Consider the following 17374-nt stretch of genomic DNA (forward strand, 5'->3'; position numbering starts at 1 on the left):
TCAAGCTTCTCCAGCGATGATAGGCACGACCCGATGCGGGACGCAAGCCTTTTGTGGTCATGCGCAACAAATCCGGGTTCGTGACCATGGGAGCGATCCCGCGGTCAGGGGCGACGAGGTCTCGATGGGGGAGGGGATTCGAGACCCCGCCGCCGGCCCTAGGACGTGACGCGGATCTCGGCGATGACCTCGCCGTACTCGGTCTCTCCGACAGGGGTGAAGCCGACGCGGTGGAAGAAGGTCTCGGGCCCGCCCTCGCCGGCCTCGTAGATCACGTTCACGTGGTCGACGCCGCGCGCCTTGGCCTCGTCGACCAGAGCCTCGACGGCGAAGCGGCCGACGCCGCGACCCTGATCGTCGGCGTCGACGTTGATGCGCCACAGCACGGAGCGGAAGTGCTCCTCCGGCGCTTCGGGATCGAAGTTCGCGCTGACGAAGCCGACGACCTCGTTGCGATCGAGGATCACCCGCTGCCAGGACGTCTGCGGGTTGATGACTGTGGCTGCGATCCCGTACGAGACGGGAGCGAGGAACTGCTCCTGCCCGGGCTTGAGCGACAGGTTGTTCACGGCGACGATCGTCGCAGCGGAGAGTTCGACCATGCGCAGTTCGGACATGGACCCAGGCTAACGCCTCGCGGCGGACCCGACACGGTTCGGTCGAACTTTTCGTCCAGATCTGGCCGTTCGTCTCCACTCCTCGGGCGGCGTGGAGAGGCCGGGGCCGCGGGCTCGAGGCCACTCAGGTATCTTGGTATCGAGACAAATAGACCACAAGAGCGGAGAACCTCCCGGTGACCGACGAAGCCATCATCTACACCCACACAGACGAGGCGCCGGCACTGGCCACCGCCTCGTTCCTGCCGATCATCCAGGCCTACACGGGTCAGGCGGGCATCGACTTCGAGACCCGCGACATCTCGCTGGCCGGCCGCATCCTGGCCGCCTTCCCGCAGAAGCTCACGCCGGAGCAGCAGGTGGGTGACGCCCTCGCCGAGCTGGGTGGCCTGGCCACGCTCCCCGAGGCGAACATCATCAAGCTGCCGAACATCTCGGCCTCGATCCCGCAGCTCAAGGGCGCCATCGCGGAACTGCAGGAGCAGGGCTACGACATCCCCGACTTCCCGGACGAGCCGTCGTCGCTCGAAGAGAAGGACGTGCGCGCGCGGTACGACCGCATCAAGGGCTCCGCCGTGAACCCGGTGCTGCGTGAGGGCAACAGCGACCGCCGTGCGCCTCTCGCGGTGAAGAACTATGCGAAGAAGCACCCGCACCGCAACAAGCCGTTCGCCGAGGGATCGAAGACGCGCGTCGCCACTCTGGGGCACGATGACTTCAAGCACAACGAGCGGTCCTGGGTCGCGGCCCACGACGACGTCCTGAGCTTCCGCCACACGGCGGAAGACGGAACGGTCACCGTGCTGAAAGAGGGGCTCAAGGTCCTGCCGCGCGAGATCATCGACGCGACGTTCCTCTCCGCCACCGAACTCGACGCGTTCCTCGCCGAGACTCTGGCCACGGCGAAGGCCGACGACGTGCTCTACTCGGTGCACCTCAAGGCGACCATGATGAAGGTCAGCGACCCCATCATCTTCGGTCACGTGGTCAAGGCGTTCTTCGCCGACGTGTTCGCGCAGTACGGCGACAAGCTGGCTGCAGCCGGACTCAGCGCGAACGACGGTCTCGGATCGATCCTCGCAGGGCTCGCGAACGTCACGGGCGGCGACGAGATCGCCGCGGCGTTCGACAAGGCCATCGCCGAGGGTCCGCGCCTGTCCTACGTGAACTCCGACAAGGGCACGACCAACCTGCACGTGCCGAGCGACGTGATCGTCGACGCCTCGATGCCCGCGCTCGTGCGCAACGGTGGCAAGCTCTGGGGCAAGGACGGTGAAGAGGCCGACACCCTCGCGGTCATCCCCGACTCCTCGTACGCGAGCGTCTACCAGGCCGTGATCGACGACGTCATCGCGAACGGACCGCTCGACCCCGCCACGATCGGCACCGTCCCGAACGTGGGGCTCATGGCGCAGGCGGCCGAGGAGTACGGCAGCCACGACAAGACGTTCGAGATCGCTGCGGACGGCATCGTCCAGGTGCTCGACAGCGAGGGCACGGTGCTCATCGAGCACACGGTCGGCAAGGGCGACATCTGGCGCGCGACGCAGACCAAGCACATCCCCGTCATGGACTGGGTCAAGCTCGCGGTCACCCGCGCCCGCGCGACCGGCGTGCCGGCCGTGTTCTGGCTCGACGCGAACCGCTCGCATGACGCGCAGATCATCGCGAAGGTGCACCAGGGGCTGGCGACGCTCGACACCAAGGGCCTCACGATCACGATCCTCGCGCCTGAGGAGGCTACGCGCTACACGCTCGCCCGCATGCGTCACGGGCTCGACACGATCTCGGTCACCGGCAACGTGCTGCGCGACTACCTCACCGACCTGTTCCCGATCCTCGAGGTCGGCACGAGCGCCAAGATGCTCTCGATCGTCCCGCTGCTCGCGGGCGGCGGTCTCTTCGAGACGGGTGCGGGCGGCTCCGCCCCCAAGCACGTGCAGCAGCTGGTCGAGGAGAACTACCTGCGCTGGGACTCGCTCGGCGAGTTCTTCGCGCTGGCCGCATCGCTCGAGCACTTCGCCGACCGCACGGGCAACGAGAAGGCCCGCGTGCTGGCTGAGACGCTGGATGCCGCGACCGGCACCTTCCTCGAAGAGGACCGCTCCCCGGGCCGTGCGCTGGGCACGATCGACAACCGTGGCAGCCACTTCTACCTGGGCCTGTACTGGGCTCAGGAGCTGGCGAAGCAGACGAAGGACGCCGAGCTCGCCGCGGCCTTCGCACCGATCGCCGCCACGCTCGCCGAGAACGAGGAGACGATCGTCTCTGAGCTCAACGCGGTGCAGGGCAAGCCGGTGGAGATCGGCGGCTACTACCGTCCCGACGAGAAGCTCGTCGCCGCGGTCATGCGTCCGTCCACGACGCTGAACGGCATCGTCGACGCACTGCGCTGACACACGAGAAGGGGGTGGATGCTTCGGCATCCACCCCCTTCTTCATGTCCGCGCCAGAGCGGCTCAGTAGTAGACCGACACCTCGAGGCCGACCGGCGACCAGTCGTAGACGTACTTGGCGAGGTCGATCGGGAGGTTCACGCAGCCGTGGCTCATGCGCTGGCCGAAGTTGTTGTGCCAGTAGGTGCCGTGGAACCCGATGTTCGGTGCGAACCAGGTGATCCAGGGGACGTCTTCGGTGCAGTAGGGCGCGCCCTCGTAGCAGCCCATGTCCTGGATGGCCGTGTGCGCGAACACCTTGAAGTTGCCGGCCGGGGTCAGCGTGCCGGGCAGGCCGGTCGACACCGCCCAGGACTGGACGACCTCGTTGTTCTGGAACAGGTAGGCGCGTTGCGAGCTCAGGTTGATCTCGATGCGGCGGAACAGGTTCACGGTCTCGAACGCGGTCTCGCCCACGGTGAGTTTGAAGACACCGTCGCCGGCGGCGAGCTGCTGCGCGAACTGCTCGGCGACACCCGACGTGTCGCCGACGGCGCGGCCGACGACGCCCTCCTGCTCGGCCCGCAGCACGGTGCCGGCGGAGTCGACGATGTTCGTGGCGTTGACAGGCGCGCGGTCGACGAGACCCGGAAGCGTATCGACCGTGGCCTGGATGGCCTGCGGATCGGCTTCGATGCGCAGCTGACCTTCTTCGGCGACCACGGTCAACCAGGTGGCGGCGACCGCGGGCTTGACCGGCACGGTGCGTTCGTCGCCGACGTAGAAGCCGATCGTCCCGAGCATCGTGTTCAGCCCGGTGGCGGTCGCAGTGGCGTCGTCGTCGGAGACGGCAGGCAGGGCCTCGGCCGGACCGCCGGGGTATTCGAGAGACGTCTTCCCCTCAGCTACCGCGTCGGTGAAGGCGGCGGTGAGATCGTCGACGTCGATTCCGGTGCCGGGCTCCGAGGCCGTGACGATGTACTTTCCGCTGGCGGGGTCGAATGCGACGCCGGCGTCCACCGGGTCCTGGAAGCTCGTGGGCACGGCGCTGCGCAGCGCCGTAGAAGCCTTCTCGGCATCGAGGGCGATGTCGGCGGGAACCGGATCGCCCATCCACATGCCGAGGTTCCACAGGGGGCGCTCGGCGAAGGCGGCATCGGCGAGAGCGGTCGCATCAAGGGACGCGCCGAGGTCGGCGCCGGTGAGCACTGCGTCGTCTCCCTCGCCGGTGAGCGTGACCTCGGTCTCGGCGAGATGCGTGCTGATCGCTTCGGCCGCGGCACCGGGCGTCATCCATCCCACCGGGATCCCGGCGACGGTGGTTCCCGGCGCGATGAGCACCATCGAGGCGGCTCCTGCGCCCAACGCGACGACACCGAGTCCGAGCCCGATCCAGAGCCCGAGGCGACGCTTCTTCGGTGCCGGCTCGACAGGCGCCCAGGCCAAGGGCTGCTCACCCGTGGTGGGCGGTTCGGTGGCGGAACCCGGCTCTCGCGGCGTGAGTACTGCGGTGGGCGTGGCATCGTCGCCATGCGCCTCTGCTGCTGCGCCCGGCGCGGAAATCAGATCGGTCACGAACTCACCCCCCGGCTCTCAAACGTGTCCTAGACGTCCAATGGTACGGGATGGGAGGTAACGGGGAGGCAACGGTCCGTGATATCGTCCCTCCCCGCGCCGGCGGTCAGTCGACGATGGCGATGCCGTCGATCTCGACGAGCATCTCCTCGCGGGGCAGACCGGTGAAGACGGTCGTGCGCGACGGGAGGATCCCGCTGGGGGTGTTCGCCGTCACGAAGGCGCCGTAGGCATCGTTCATGATCGGGAAGTCCTCACGCTTGGTGAGGTACACGCGCAGCATCACGACGTCGTCGAAAGTCGCGCCGGATGCCTCGACGATGGCCTTGACGTTCTCGAGTGTGCGCGTGGTCTGCGCGGCGACATCGCCCGGGAAGAGGTACTCGTTCGTCTGCGGGTCGACCGGGCCCTGGCCGGACACCTGGACGAACGCCCCCTTGCGGATCCCCTGAGAGAAGGTGTGCGCGGGAGCGGGGGCGGCATCGGTGGAAACTCGGATCTTCGCAGTCATGTCATCCAGCCTAGTAGCCTTGTTAGATGCCTCTACAAATTCCGGATCCCGTTCTCGGCGCCTGGACGAAGGGCTTCCCGGCGCATGCTGCGGGACTCCGACTCTCGGAGGTCGCCGGCGCCGATCTGCACCTTTCCGACCTGGTCACGCCGGTGCTCACGGTGCACGAGGGGGCGCTCGACCACAACGAGAGGACCGTCTTCGCGTGGGCGCGGGAGCAGAGGGTGCTGCTCGCGCCGCACGGCAAGACCACGATGGCGCCCGCCCTCTGGCAGCGGCTGCTCGATGCCGGTGCGTGGGGTATCTCGGTCGCGACACCGTGGCAGGCCGAGGTCGCCGTCGACGCCGGTGTCCCGACGGTGCTGATCGCCAACGCCGTCACGGACGTGGCCGCGGTGCGGCGACTGAGTGCGCTGCTCGCCGCCGATGAGGGGCTGCGGGTGCTGTGCTGGGCGGACTCCCTCGACGGCGTCGCGATCCTGGCGGACGGGATGCGCGGTGCCGCGCGGCCGCTCGACGTGCTGGTCGAACTCGGTGGGGCGCAGGGCCGGACCGGCGCGCGCAGCGTGGACGAGGGAGAGCGGATCGCGCAGGCGATCTCGGAGTCTTCCGGGCTGCGACTCGCCGGCGTCGCCGGATACGAAGGTCCGTTCGGGCCGGATCGCAGCGCTCCCTCCGTCGCGGCCGTCGACGCGTATCTCCGGACGATCGTCGAGCTCCACACGCGGCTGGTGTACCCCGAGGGTGTCCGTCCCGTGCTCAGCGCGGGCGGCAGCTCTTTCCCCGATCGCGCCGGGGCGGTCCTCGCGCCCGAGGGCGCCGATGCCGATGTCGTGCTGCGCTCGGGTGCCTTCCAGATCCACGACGACGGCTTCTACTCCCGCATGTCGCCGTTCGGTCCGTTGACCGGAACCGCTCGGCTCAGTTCCGCGATGCACACCTGGTCGCGCGTCGTCTCTCAGCCGGAGGAAGGCCTCGCCCTGTTGGATGCGGGCCGACGCGATGTGCCGTTCGATCTCGATCTGCCGGTCCCGCAGTCGGTCGACGGCGAGATCACGGCGCTCAACGATCAGCATGCGTTCCTGCGGTTGGCGGACGGCGCGTCGGCGGCGGTCGGCGACGTGGTGCGTCTGGGGCTCTCGCACCCCTGCACGGCGTTCGACAAGTGGCGCGTGGTCGCGGTGATCGATGATCCCGATGCCGAGGATCCGCGCGTGATCGGAGCGGTCGCGACATGCTTCTGAGTGCGGAGAAGGCCGCTGCCGGCCTGGTGCGGGTGTACCGCGGAGCGACGGTCGTCGATGGGGCGGGGTCGGCGCGCTACGTGGCCGACGTCGCCGTCGAGGGCGCGAGGGTGGCGGCGGTTCTGCCACTCGGGAGCGCCGGGGTCCTCGAGCTTCCGGAGGGTGCGGTGGAGATCGACGCGGCCGGTCTCGTGCTGGCGCCGGGATTCATCGACATGCACGCGCACAGCGACCTCGCCGTGCTGAGCGGGGCCGCGCACGAGGCGAAGATCCGGCAGGGCGTCACCACCGAGGTGCTCGGTCAGGACGGCCTCGGCTATGCCCCGCTCGATGACGACGCGGCCGCCATCATCCCCGGGCAGATCGCCGGATGGAACGGCATGCCGGCCGAGGTGCCGTGGCGGACGATGGGCGACCTGCTCGCTGCGATCGATGCGGCAGCCGTGGCCAACGCCGCGGTGCTCGTGCCGCAGGGGAACCTCAGGCTGATGGTCGTCGGGCACGAGAACCGCCCGGCGACAGCGGTCGAGATCACTGCGATGGCGGACCTGCTCGGTGCAGCGCTGGACGCCGGCGCCTTCGGGATGTCGAGCGGCCTCACCTACACGCCGGGAATGTATGCCGACACGGCAGAACTCGAAGCGCTGTGCCGCGTGGTCGCGGAGCGTGGCGGCTACTGGGCGCCGCACACCCGCAGCTACGGCGGGGGAGCACTCGACGCCTACCGGGAAGTGCTCGACATCGGTCGCCGCACCGGATGCCCCATCCACCTCACCCACGCCACGATGAACTTCGCCCCGAACCGGGGGCGGGCAGCGGAGCTCCTGGCCCTGATCGACGAGGCCATCGCGGATGGCGTCGACGTGACCCTGGACACCTATCCCTATCTGCCGGGAGCAACGACGCTCGCCGCGTTGCTGCCGAGCAGGCTCGCCGCGACGGGTGACCTGTTGCGGGCCGTCTCCGAGCTCGACGCGGCCGGCCGCGAGGCCGTTCGCGTGGAACTCGAGGAGATCGGGTGCGACGGCTTCCACGGCGAGAGGGCCGACTGGACGCAGATCCAGATCTCGGGCACGGCCCATCCTGCTCTCGCAGACCTGGTCGGTCGGACGGTGGCCGAGATCGCCGAGAAGACGGGGCGCCGAGCGGTCGACATCGTGCTCGACACGATCGTCGCCGATGCCGGTGCCACGGGCATCCTGATGCACATCGGCGATGAGGAGAACGTCCGCGCGATCATGCGCCATCCGCGGCACACGGGGGGAAGCGACGGGATCCTGATCGGCGCGCGGCCGCATCCCCGCGGGAGGGGCACGTTCCCGCGGTATCTCGGACACTACGTGCGCGAACTGGGCGTGCTCACGCTGGAGGAGGCGGTGCAGCATCTGACGGGGACGCCCGCCAGGCGGCTGGGCCTCGACCGCGACGATGCTCCGCGCGGTGTGATCCGCTCCGGTGCGACCGCCGACCTCGTGCTGTTCGACCCCGAGACCATCGCGGCCGGGGCGACCTTCGACGAGCCGTTCGCCGCACCGCTCGGCATCGTCGAGGTGCTGGTCGGGGGAGTGCCCGTCGTCTTCGACGGCGAGCCCACCGGCGCGACGCCGGGCCGGGCGCTGCGGATGCCGCCGGCGCCCCATCGGGCCACGGTGCCCCGCATCGACCCGCGCATCGACCCGATGGCGCCCGGGTTCGCCTGGTCGGACAAGACGCCCGTGGTTGCCCCCGCGGAGCTCGCGACCGCTGCGGCCACGCTGGGCGCTATCGGTGATGACGACGGAGGGCAGTGCATCCGCCTCGTGGTCGACGAGACGCTCGGCGACGATGCCGCAGCGGTCGGGCGCATCGGAGGCGAGGCGTTCCGCGTGAGCGTGAGCGAATCGGGCATCGAGGTCCGTGGCGCGACTCCCGCCGGCGTGTACCGCGGCGCAACGGTGCTGCGGCAGCTGCGCGACCCGGAGGGAGCCGCGACGCCGATCCCGGCCGGCGTGTGGGAGGGAGCACCCGCCTATGCGTGGCGGGGCGCGATGCTCGACGTCGCACGCCACTTCCGGACCGTAGAGGAGGTGCGTCGGCTCATCGACCTTCTGGCCGACCATCACCTCAACGTCCTGCACTTGCATCTCACGGACGATCAGGGGTGGCGGTTCGAGGTGCCGGGCTTCCCCCGGCTCACCGAGGTCGGTGCCCGTCGAGCGGCGACGCAGCGCGGTCACGGTCCGCTCGCGACCGTCGAGCCGGGCATCCACGAGGGCTTCTACACGACGGCCGAGCTGCGGGATCTGGTGAGGTACGCCGCCGATCGCTTCGTCACGCTGGTCCCGGAGGTCGAGCTGCCCGGTCATGTCCAGGCCGCGCTCGCCGCGTATCCCGAGTTCGGGAACACCGATGTCGGAGATCCGGTCGACTCGCCGTGGGAGCGGTTCGGTGTGAACCCGCGCACGCTCGCTCCGACCGAGGCTTCGCTGGCATTCGGCCGTGCAGCCATCGACGCCCTGTGCGACGTGTTCGACTCGGAGTGGATCGGCATCGGCGGGGACGAGGTGCCCGTGACCGAATGGGAGCAGAGCGCTGCAGCCGCCACCCGGATGCAGGAGCTCGGACTCGCCTCCGCGCACGACGTGCAGCCCTGGTTCACGGCCCACTTCGTCGCACATGTCCGCGCGAGAGGTCGCACGGCGCTGGCGTGGGACGAGGTGCTCGAGGGGGATGTCCCCGACGGGGTCCGGATCCTCGCCTGGCGCGGCCCGGTCGCGATGCGTGCGGCTCTCGCGCGCGGCATCGAGGTCGTGGCCTGCCCCGACCTCGAGGTGTACCTCGACTACCCGCAGTCCGAGTCCGCGGAGGAGCCCATCAGGGTCGGCCCTCCGCTGACGATCGAACGCGCCTACACGCTGCGTGTCGAGGACGGGGCCGTCGGCGGGCAGGCCAACGTCTGGAGCGAGCATCTGCCCACCCGTGATCGGGTCGACTTCGCGATGTTCCCGCGGCTGGCGGCGATCGCCGAACGGCTCTGGGAGGGTGGCGAGCCGCCACCCTACGCGGACTTCGGACGACGTCTGTCGACGCACCTGTGCCGCCTCCGTGCGGCGGGGGTGCGGTATCGTCCACTGGACGGACCTGCGCCCGATCAGCGGCGTCCCGGCGTGCCGGGCAAGCCCCTGACGATCGAGGCGCGCGAGCACATCGTCGCCGGTCTGGTGGCACGCCTTCTCGAGCGATCGCACAACGCCTCCGCCGAGTATCGAAATTAATGTAACGTTTCGGTAACCCTCCCCGCGCGTCTCCGAGGAGAGGTTGCACAAATTTTGTTCGTAAGGTCTACTAACAAACATGTCCGTTTCGGATGAACAGCGTCCCGCGCCGCAGGTGGAGTACCTCGGCGCGAACACGCATGCCTTCGGTCCTGGGCGCCACCTGCGCTCGCGCGCGAAAGTGCTCCCCGAGCACGCCCGCGGTCATAACCGTGCACTGGTCCTGCAGACGCTGTATCACGCCGGGGCGATGAGTCGTGCCGACCTCTCGCGCGAGACGGGCCTGACCAGGGTCACGATCTCCGATCTCGTCGCGGAGTTCATCGCCGACGGCATCGTCGTCGAAATGGGCGTTCGCGAGGCCGTCGGGCCCGGCAAGCCTCCGATCCTGATCGACATCGACCGCGTGGGCCATCAGATCCTCGGCCTCGATCTCTCGGGTCCCAGTGCTTTCACCGGGGCCGTGCTGAGCCTGGACGGCGACGTGCTCGAGCGGCGTGAAGTCCCGCGGCCGGAATCGCCCGACGGCGAGGCGGCGTACGCCGCCCTGCACGAACTCGCGAAGACCCTGGTCGCCGCCTCCACGCAGCCCTTGTTGGGCGTCGGCATCGGCACCCCCGGGGTCGTGCGGCCCGATGGACTCGTGCTCAGCTCGCCGAACCTCGGCTGGACGAACTTCCCCCTCGAGGCGAAGCTGGGCATCGACCTCGATCTGCCCGTCCTCGCCAGGAACGACGCCAACGCGGCGGTGCTCGCCGAATACACCTTCGGGGACGCGAAGGCCGACTTCATGCTGATCAAGATCGGCAAGGGCGTGGGCGCCGGGCTCATCACCGGCAGCCAGCCGTTGCTGGGCAGCCGCTTCGCGGCGGGGGAGATCGGGCACGTCGTCGTCGGCACCGACGGCGGTCCCCGGTGCGCCTGCGGCAAGGACGGCTGCCTCGAAGCCTGGCTGAGCGTCAGCCGCCTGCGCGCGGCATTGGAGTCCGACCCCGACGCCCGCGACGAGATCCTGCGCGACGCCGGAACCCGCATGGCGATCGCCATCGCTCCGATCGTCGCGGCCCTCGATCTCTCCGAGGTCGTGCTCTCCGGACCCGCAGATCTGCTCGACGGCATCCTGATCGACGCCGCGATCGAGACGCTGCACGCCCGCACGCTCGAGGGCGTCTTCGAGGACGTCGTCGTGCGCCGGACACATCAGGAGGACATCGTCCTGCGCGGTGCCGCGGTGATGGTGCTCTCCGGTCAGCTGGGCGTGTCGTGACGCTCCTCTGCACCGCTGCCGAGACCGCCGGGAGCGGCATCCGATGAACGGTGCGAGTGTTGCCGACCCCACCGGTCGGCCGATTCGAGTGGGCCTGGACGTCGGTGGTACGAAGATCGATGCGGTGGCCGTCGACCCCTCCGGGGAGATCGTCGGGCGACTCCGCCGGGTGACCGGCTGGGGAGACGACGCCGTCGTCGAGAGCATCGTGGCGGCTGTCAGCGCTCTCGCCGATGAGGTCGGCTTGCCGTCGTCCGACATCGGCTCCGTAGGGATCGGCATCCCCGGGCTGGTCGATGCCGACGCCGGGCGCGTCGATCATGCGGTCAACCTCGGCGTGGAGTCGCTGGAGCTCGCCGACCGCGCGGAGCAGGCGCTCGGCATCCCGTTCCGAGTGGAGAACGACGTGAAGGCCGCAGCGCTCGGAGCGGCGGCCCTGAGCGGGGTCACCGGGTCGATGGCGTATCTCAACCTCGGCACCGGCGTCGCGGCAGGCATCGTGATCGACGGTCGCATCTGGCGCGGTTCCCGTGGCACCGCGGGGGAGGTGGGGCACCTCTCGGTCGACCCGAACGGCCGTCTGTGCGGATGCGGCCAGCACGGCTGCGTCGAGACGTTCTGCGGGGGCGGAGCGCTCGCCAAGGCGTGGGGGCGACCGGGTGCACTGCCGATCAGAGACATCTTCGATGCCGCGGACGCCGGAGACCCGCTCGCCCTCGAGCTCCGCACCGACCTCTTCCACGGCGCCGCCGCCGCGGTGCGGGTTCTCGTGCTCTCCGCCGACGTCGAGACGGTCGTGATCGGGGGAGGGCTCACGGCTCTCGGCGACCGACTGGACGGCGGCATCCGCGCAGCGTTGCACGCGGGCGCCGAGGCATCGCCGTTCATGCGGTCCCTCCGCCTGGATGAGAGAATCGAACTGCTTCCGGCCGGGTCTCCCGCTGCCGCTTTCGGCGCCGCACTGGTCGGCGCATCCATCACCGAGAAGGAGATCGTCCCGCATGGCTGAGGTCGTCATCGTCGAGAATGCCGAGGCCGCAGGCGCCCTGGTCGCCACCGAGATCGTCGAGCTGATCGAACGTCGCGCGGATGCAGTGCTCGGGCTTGCGACCGGATCCACTCCGCTCCCCGTCTACCAGGCGCTGCGCACGCAGCTCGCCGGTCGCGACGTCTCGCAGGTGCGCGGTTTCGCCCTGGACGAATACGTCGGCATCGACCCGGCTCATCCGGAGAGCTACCGATCCGTCATCACGCGCGAGGTCGTGGAACCGCTCGGGCTCGACCCGGAGCGCATCCACGTCCCGAACGGCGCTCTCGCGACGATCCAGCACGCCGGCGACGACTACGAGGCAGCCATCGAGGCCGCCGGTGGGGTCGACCTGCAGATTCTCGGGATCGGCACCGATGGACACATCGGCTTCAACGAGCCGGGGTCGTCGTTCGCCTCGCGCACTCGCGTGAAGACCCTCACGGAGCAGACCCGCGAGGACAACGCACGCTTCTTCGACTCGATCGACGACGTGCCGATGCACTGCATCACGCAGGGCCTCGGCACCATCCTGAAGGCGCGGCACCTGGTGCTGCTCGCGTTCGGCGAAGGCAAGGCAGAGGCGGTTGCCGGCGCGGTCGAGGGGCCGCTCACGGCGCTCCTGCCGGGTTCCGCCATCCAGCTGCACCCGCATGCGACGATCGTCGTCGACGAGGCCGCAGCCTCGCGTCTCGCGCTCGCCGATTACTACCGCTACACGTTCGCGAACAAGCCGGCCTGGCAGGGCATCTGACGCCTGCCCGGCGCCCTCAGCCCGCCAGCGCGGGCCAGGCGATCGGCAGCAGGTGCTCGACGCTCAGGGGCGCCAGGGGGAGCGTCGCGATATCCGCGGGAGTGATCCACCGCAGCTCGGCGAGTTCCGCCTGGACCGTGACGGCTCCGGGGTCGACGGATGCCGCGAAGGCCGCGGCGACGACTCGGTGCCCCGGTTCGTTCGCGGCCGCGGAGATGAAGGTCCCGAGCGGCTGAAGCTCACTCTCGTCGAGCGTCAGCCCCAACTCCTCGTGGAGCTCGCGGATCAGGGTCTGCACGGCGGACTCACCGGGCTCGGGCTTGCCTCCCGGCTGCATGAACCGAGTGGTGCCCTGTTTGCGGACGACCAGCACCCGCCCTTCGGCGTCGACGATCACGGCAGCGCTCACGTGGATGTCAGGCATCGGGGCTGAACACCTTTCCCGGGTTGAGGATGCCGAGGGGATCGAACACCGCGGCGATCTGTCGCTGCAGCTGCCACTGGTCTTCTCCGAGCTCGTCGGCGAGCCAGCGGCGCTTCAGAACGCCGATGCCGTGCTCTCCGGTCAGCGTCCCGCCGAGGGCGATCGCCGCGCGGAACAACTCGTCGGCCGCGGCCCACACCTCAGGCGGGACGTCGGGACCCTCGAAGAGGAAGTTGGGGTGCAGATTGCCGTCGCCCGCGTGCGCCACCGTCGGGATCGTGAGTCGGTACTCGCGTTCGATACGCGCGATCTCGTCGAACATGGCGGGCATCGCGCTGCGGGGCACGGAGACGTCTTCGATGAGCGTCGTACCCAGCGACGCCATGGCCGCGTGCATGGATCGGCGGATCGCCAGCAGCTGCTCGCCCTCCGCGCGGTCGTGCGAGACGACCGTCACCCCACGGTGAGCGCGAAGGATCTCCGCGATGGTATCGGCTTCGGCGCGAGCGGCAGGGCCGTCGGTCTGGATGGTGAGCTGGGCCGCTCCCGGTGTCGGTGCGGGAAGGCCGAGGAGCGCGTGCACCGCGGTGAGGCTCGCGGCGTCCATCAGCTCCATGATCGCCGGTTGCACGCCCGCGGCGGTCACCGCAGCGGAGGCGGAGGCGGCGGCACGCACGCCGGGGAAGGTGGCGACCACCGTGCACGTCTCTCCTGGCACGAGCCTGCGCAGCTTGAGGGTCGCTCCCACCACGACACCGAGCGTGCCTTCGGAGCCGACGACCAGCGCCGTGAGGTCGAGGCCGGTGACGCCCTTGACGCTGCGGTGCCCGAGGTGCAGCAGCCGCCCGTCGGCGAGGACCAGATCGACGCCGAGCACGGCATCGCGGACCACACCGTATTTGGCGCAGAGCAGCCCGCCGGCGCCGGTGGCGATGTTGCCACCCACGGTGGAGATGTCGCGGCTGGCAGGGTCGGGTGCCCACCACAGCCCGTGTCGCGCGAGCTCTGCGTTGAGGTCGGCATTCAGGATGCCGGGTTCGACGACCGCGAGCAGATCGTCTGGCCGCACCTCCCGGATCGCGGTCATCCGCCGCAGGGACAACACGATCTCGCCGCTGCCGGCGTTCGCCCCACCGGCGAGTCCGGTGCCGGCTCCGCGGATGACGACCGGTGTGCGCGCGGCCGACGCGATGCGCATCGTCTGCTGCACGTCCTCGACCCGTTCGGCGTGGACGACGGCGATCGGGCGTCCGGCTGCGGCATGACCGGAGCGATCGGCTCTGGCCTGCTCGAGAACAGCCTCGTCGGTGTCGACGGGCGCGCCGAGCGACTCCTTCAGCTGTGTCAGGACGCTCATGGCTGCGCGCTCACGACGGGAGGCTCACGACAGGGCGCGCCGACCGCTGAGGACGCCCGCGACGACGGCCACCAGGGCGAAGGCGGTGCCGATCAGCGCCTGACCCATCGACCACCAGGCGATCGTCACGCCGACGTAGATGAGCAGCTCGACGGCGGCGCGGAGGAAAGGATGCACGCGCAGCACCGGGCGCGGCGACAGGAAGAGTGCCCAGATGAGGATCACGATCACGGGTGCGCCGATGCCGAGGATCACGTTCCACGGGAGATCCCAGTTGGCGAATCCCCACAGCGCGAGAGAGGCGACGGCAGCGACCAGGATGACGGTGCGGACGACATCGAGGACGGAGATGTTCGGGCGCTCGACGCCGGGAACGGGTGCGGGATCCGAGGACATGCAACCAGTCTATTCGGCGGCCGGAGCGTCCTCGGCCGGGGCGATGGCGGCGGTGTCGGTGGCGGGAGCGGCCGCAGCAGGTGCGGGCTCGGCGGGCGCCTCCTGGGGAGCAGGAGCGGGAGGAGCCGGTGCTGGTGCGGGAGGAGCCGGTGCGGCAGGAGCCGGTACCGGTGCGGCGGGCTCGACGGGTGCGGGTGCGGGTGCGGGTGCCGGTGCCGGTGCGACGGGTGCGGCCGGTGCGGCCGGTGCCGGCTCGGTCTCCGCTGCTGCGTCGGCGGTCGCGGGGTATTCGCCCTCGAGAGCCTGTTCCGCTTCCTGCAGGACGGCCTCGACAGCGGCACCGGACTCGAGTGACAGCAGAGTCGTGTCGGCGGACGGACCGACCTTGTCCGCCAGGACGTAGCGGAACGTGACGACGGTCGTGTCGGCGTACAGGACCTGCCAGAAGTCCGGACGAAGGTCGATCGTGCCGGTGCCCGCGTCGTCGAGGACGATGGTGTCGCCACCGCCGCTGCTGCCGTCGAGGAGCGCTTCGACCGTCGTCCCCGGTGCACCGGTGACCGGCACGCTGTAGTGGATGGTGAAGCCGCTGAACCAGATGGTCGCACCGGACCAGGTGGGCGCTTCCGTCGGGTCGACGGGGTCCACGGGATCGACAGGGTCGACGGGGTCGACCGGGTCCACGGGATCAACCGGGTCGACAGGATCAACCGGGTCGACGGGATCGACCGGGTCGACCGGATCGACGGGGGCAGCGGGAGGAATCGGCGGAGCGACGACGGGACCTGCGTCTTCCTGCGGCTGCTCCACCGAGGACTCTTCGACAGGCGGGAGCACAGGCGCCTCGTCCGGCACGGTCTCCGGCTCATCGATGACGATCGGCTCTTCGAGGTTCAAGGAGGCGTCAGGCCCGACCTGCGACGTGATCGACGACGGGTCGGCGTCTCCGGCGCTCGGCTGCGAGGTGGCCGGCTCGGCACCGGAGAGCCCGGGGATGATGGCGGCCGCGGCCACGACGCCTGCGACGACCAAAGCTGCGGAACCCGCACCGACGAGCGCCCCGATCCCCGTGAAGGCTCCGCCGGTCGACGATGCTCCGGCAGCGCCGCCGGTGCCACCGGCTGCACCGCCCGACCCGGTGCCGCCACTCGAGGAGGCGATGCCCGTCGCCGCAAGGCCCGTCGGGTCTCCGGCGAACACGGCGCCCGGGATGCTGGAGGGCATGGCCGCCAGAGCCACGATGGGAGTGCCGGCACCCTGCAACGTCGCAAGGTATCCCGCCGCGCCGGTGACGCCCAGCACGAGGGGGAGCAGGACGAGGGCGAGGCGCTTGGAGACGTCTTTGGCCTCGGCGGCGACGATCATGCAGCGAGCGCACTCGTCGAGGTGCAGCTCGAGGCGCTTGTGGTCGCGAGTGCTGAGGTTGCCGCGCGAGTAGGCGCCCAGGTGCTCGATGGTCCACTGGCACTCGGAGCCGTCTTCGGCGCTGCGCAGATGCGCCTGGATCCAGGCCTCGCGGAGTCCCTCACGAGCGCGGAAGGCCAGCTGCGACACCGCGCCGGACTTCATGCCCAGCAGGTGTCCGACTTCCTGCGGCTTCATCTGCTCGATCTCGGTGTACCAGAGCACCTCCTGCCAGCGGGAGGGAAGGCTGCGGAAGGCCTGCGCGGTGAGGCTCCGATCGAGGGCCTCGTTCGCGGCCTGGTCGGTGGTGTCGGGGTCGGCGACCGTGTCGAGCTCGTCGATCGCGGTCTCGCGGCGGGCACGGCCCCACCCTGCGGCAGTGTTGCGGATGCTGGTGAAGAGGTAGGCGCGGAACGAGCCGTTGGGGCCCCCGCCCTTGAGGATGGCCTGGTAGATGCGGGTGTACGCCTCCTGCACCAGGTCGTCCGGGTCGATCGACGAGGTGACCGAGCGTGCGACCGCGATGCCGGACGGGTAGTGGCGGCGCCAGAGTTCGCCGAACGCGCCTGTGTCGCCCGAGCGGGCGCGCAGGATCAGGTCGGCGTCACCGATCGGTTCGTCGTGAGTCGTGTTCTCTTCGTGCACAATCATCCATCTGTCGCGGGCGCAGGTACGTCTCTACAAGGTGAGATGCGTGAGGGCGCCGCTCATCACGCGACTTCACCATTCTCTCGCGAATCTCCCAGGTAAGCCACCCTTCTCTGCGAATTCTGAACCGATATGGGGGTTCTGGACAGGCGCGGGTCGCACCGGCTCGGCTCGGGCATCCCCGGTCTCTCGAAGTTTTTCTGGAAGTCGCGTAATGAACCCGTGGGGTCGCCGTCTCATCCCATAGAGACAGCCGTACGAACTCCTCCGGGGGGCGGAGTTCAGGTGCTGGTGCGAAGGATGTGCACCGGTCGGGCGGGTCGGGATCCTCGGGGGAGGAGAGCCCGACCCCCCATCTCTGCACACGAGGAATGAGACCGCCGATCTGGGGACCGGCGGTCTCCCCGCGTGGGTCGGTCTTCGGACCGAAGAACTTCTCGAAGATTTTCGACGAGTCGCGTAATGAATCGGTGGGGATGCCGTCTCATCCCATAGAGACAGCCGTACGAATCCCTCCGGGG

The 17374-nt window shown here is 69.6% G+C and carries 13 protein-coding genes; 6 read left to right on the forward strand and 7 right to left on the reverse strand.

The window, feature by feature from the left end; genetic code table 11:
- Positions 1 to 158: 158 nt before the first annotated feature.
- Positions 159 to 617: a GNAT family N-acetyltransferase gene (locus AC6CHX_RS13075; protein WP_136042698.1), complete on the reverse strand. Its 459-nt coding sequence runs from the start codon at positions 615 to 617 to the stop codon at positions 159 to 161.
- Between the two features lie 176 nt (positions 618 to 793).
- Here AC6CHX_RS13075 and AC6CHX_RS13080 point away from each other — a divergent pair, with 176 nt between their 5' ends.
- Positions 794 to 3013 (forward strand): NADP-dependent isocitrate dehydrogenase, encoded by a 2220-nt coding sequence (locus tag AC6CHX_RS13080; RefSeq protein ID WP_498273158.1) that lies wholly within the window; start codon positions 794 to 796, stop codon positions 3011 to 3013.
- A 63-nt stretch (positions 3014 to 3076) separates the two neighbouring features.
- Here AC6CHX_RS13080 and AC6CHX_RS13085 read toward each other — a convergent pair whose 3' ends face one another.
- Together AC6CHX_RS13085 and AC6CHX_RS13090 are read right to left on the reverse strand one after the other, a co-directional pair.
- Positions 3077 to 4567, reverse strand: coding sequence for a L,D-transpeptidase family protein (locus tag AC6CHX_RS13085; protein WP_498273159.1), 1491 nt, complete (start codon positions 4565 to 4567; stop codon positions 3077 to 3079).
- Between the two features lie 106 nt (positions 4568 to 4673).
- Entirely contained in the window at positions 4674 to 5078 is a 405-nt protein-coding gene (locus AC6CHX_RS13090; RefSeq protein WP_136042695.1) for a RidA family protein, read from the reverse strand.
- A 26-nt stretch (positions 5079 to 5104) separates the two neighbouring features.
- Here AC6CHX_RS13090 and AC6CHX_RS13095 point away from each other — a divergent pair, with 26 nt between their 5' ends.
- The 5 genes from AC6CHX_RS13095 (at position 5105) to nagB (ending at position 12624) form a co-directional block, all read left to right on the forward strand.
- Positions 5105 to 6322: a type III PLP-dependent enzyme domain-containing protein gene (locus AC6CHX_RS13095; protein WP_498273160.1), complete on the forward strand. Its 1218-nt coding sequence runs from the start codon at positions 5105 to 5107 to the stop codon at positions 6320 to 6322.
- Positions 6313 to 9576: a family 20 glycosylhydrolase gene (locus tag AC6CHX_RS13100; RefSeq protein WP_498273161.1), complete on the forward strand. Its 3264-nt coding sequence runs from the start codon at positions 6313 to 6315 to the stop codon at positions 9574 to 9576. The genes AC6CHX_RS13095 and AC6CHX_RS13100 overlap by 10 nt, the downstream gene beginning before the upstream one ends.
- 79 nt (positions 9577 to 9655) lie before the next feature.
- Positions 9656 to 10843, forward strand: a complete 1188-nt coding sequence (locus AC6CHX_RS13105; protein WP_136042692.1) for an ROK family transcriptional regulator — start codon at positions 9656 to 9658, stop codon at positions 10841 to 10843.
- A gap of 43 nt (positions 10844 to 10886) precedes the next feature.
- Positions 10887 to 11852 (forward strand): ROK family protein, encoded by a 966-nt coding sequence (locus AC6CHX_RS13110; protein WP_498273162.1) that lies wholly within the window; start codon positions 10887 to 10889, stop codon positions 11850 to 11852.
- Positions 11845 to 12624 carry a glucosamine-6-phosphate deaminase gene (gene nagB / locus AC6CHX_RS13115; RefSeq protein WP_498273163.1) on the forward strand — a complete coding sequence of 260 codons (780 nt, stop codon included), beginning with the start codon at positions 11845 to 11847 and terminating at the stop codon, positions 12622 to 12624. Before AC6CHX_RS13110 ends, nagB begins: the two co-directional genes overlap by 8 nt.
- A 16-nt stretch (positions 12625 to 12640) precedes the next feature.
- Here nagB and AC6CHX_RS13120 read toward each other — a convergent pair whose 3' ends face one another.
- Genes AC6CHX_RS13120 through AC6CHX_RS13135 form a run of 4 tightly spaced genes read right to left on the reverse strand, consistent with a single transcriptional unit; the run spans position 12641 to position 16850 of the window.
- On the reverse strand, positions 12641 to 13048 hold the full coding sequence (locus AC6CHX_RS13120; RefSeq protein WP_376104041.1) for an NUDIX hydrolase: 408 nt from the start codon (positions 13046 to 13048) through the stop codon (positions 12641 to 12643).
- A complete protein-coding gene (locus tag AC6CHX_RS13125) occupies positions 13041 to 14405 on the reverse strand; it encodes an FAD-binding oxidoreductase (protein ID WP_498273164.1) in 1365 nt (454 codons plus the stop codon). Before AC6CHX_RS13125 ends, AC6CHX_RS13120 begins: the two co-directional genes overlap by 8 nt.
- A 24-nt stretch (positions 14406 to 14429) precedes the next feature.
- The gene (locus AC6CHX_RS13130) at positions 14430 to 14801 is read right to left on the reverse strand and encodes a YrdB family protein (RefSeq protein WP_498273165.1); all 372 of its coding nucleotides are present in this window, start codon (positions 14799 to 14801) and stop codon (positions 14430 to 14432) included.
- Positions 14802 to 14810: 9 nt separating this feature from the next.
- Complete coding sequence (locus AC6CHX_RS13135; RefSeq protein WP_498273166.1) at positions 14811 to 16850, reverse strand: sigma-70 family RNA polymerase sigma factor; 2040 nt, start codon at positions 16848 to 16850, stop codon at positions 14811 to 14813.
- Positions 16851 to 17374: the final 524 nt, after the last annotated feature.

The sequence above is a fragment of the Microbacterium sp. GQ128 genome, assembly GCF_059758615.1.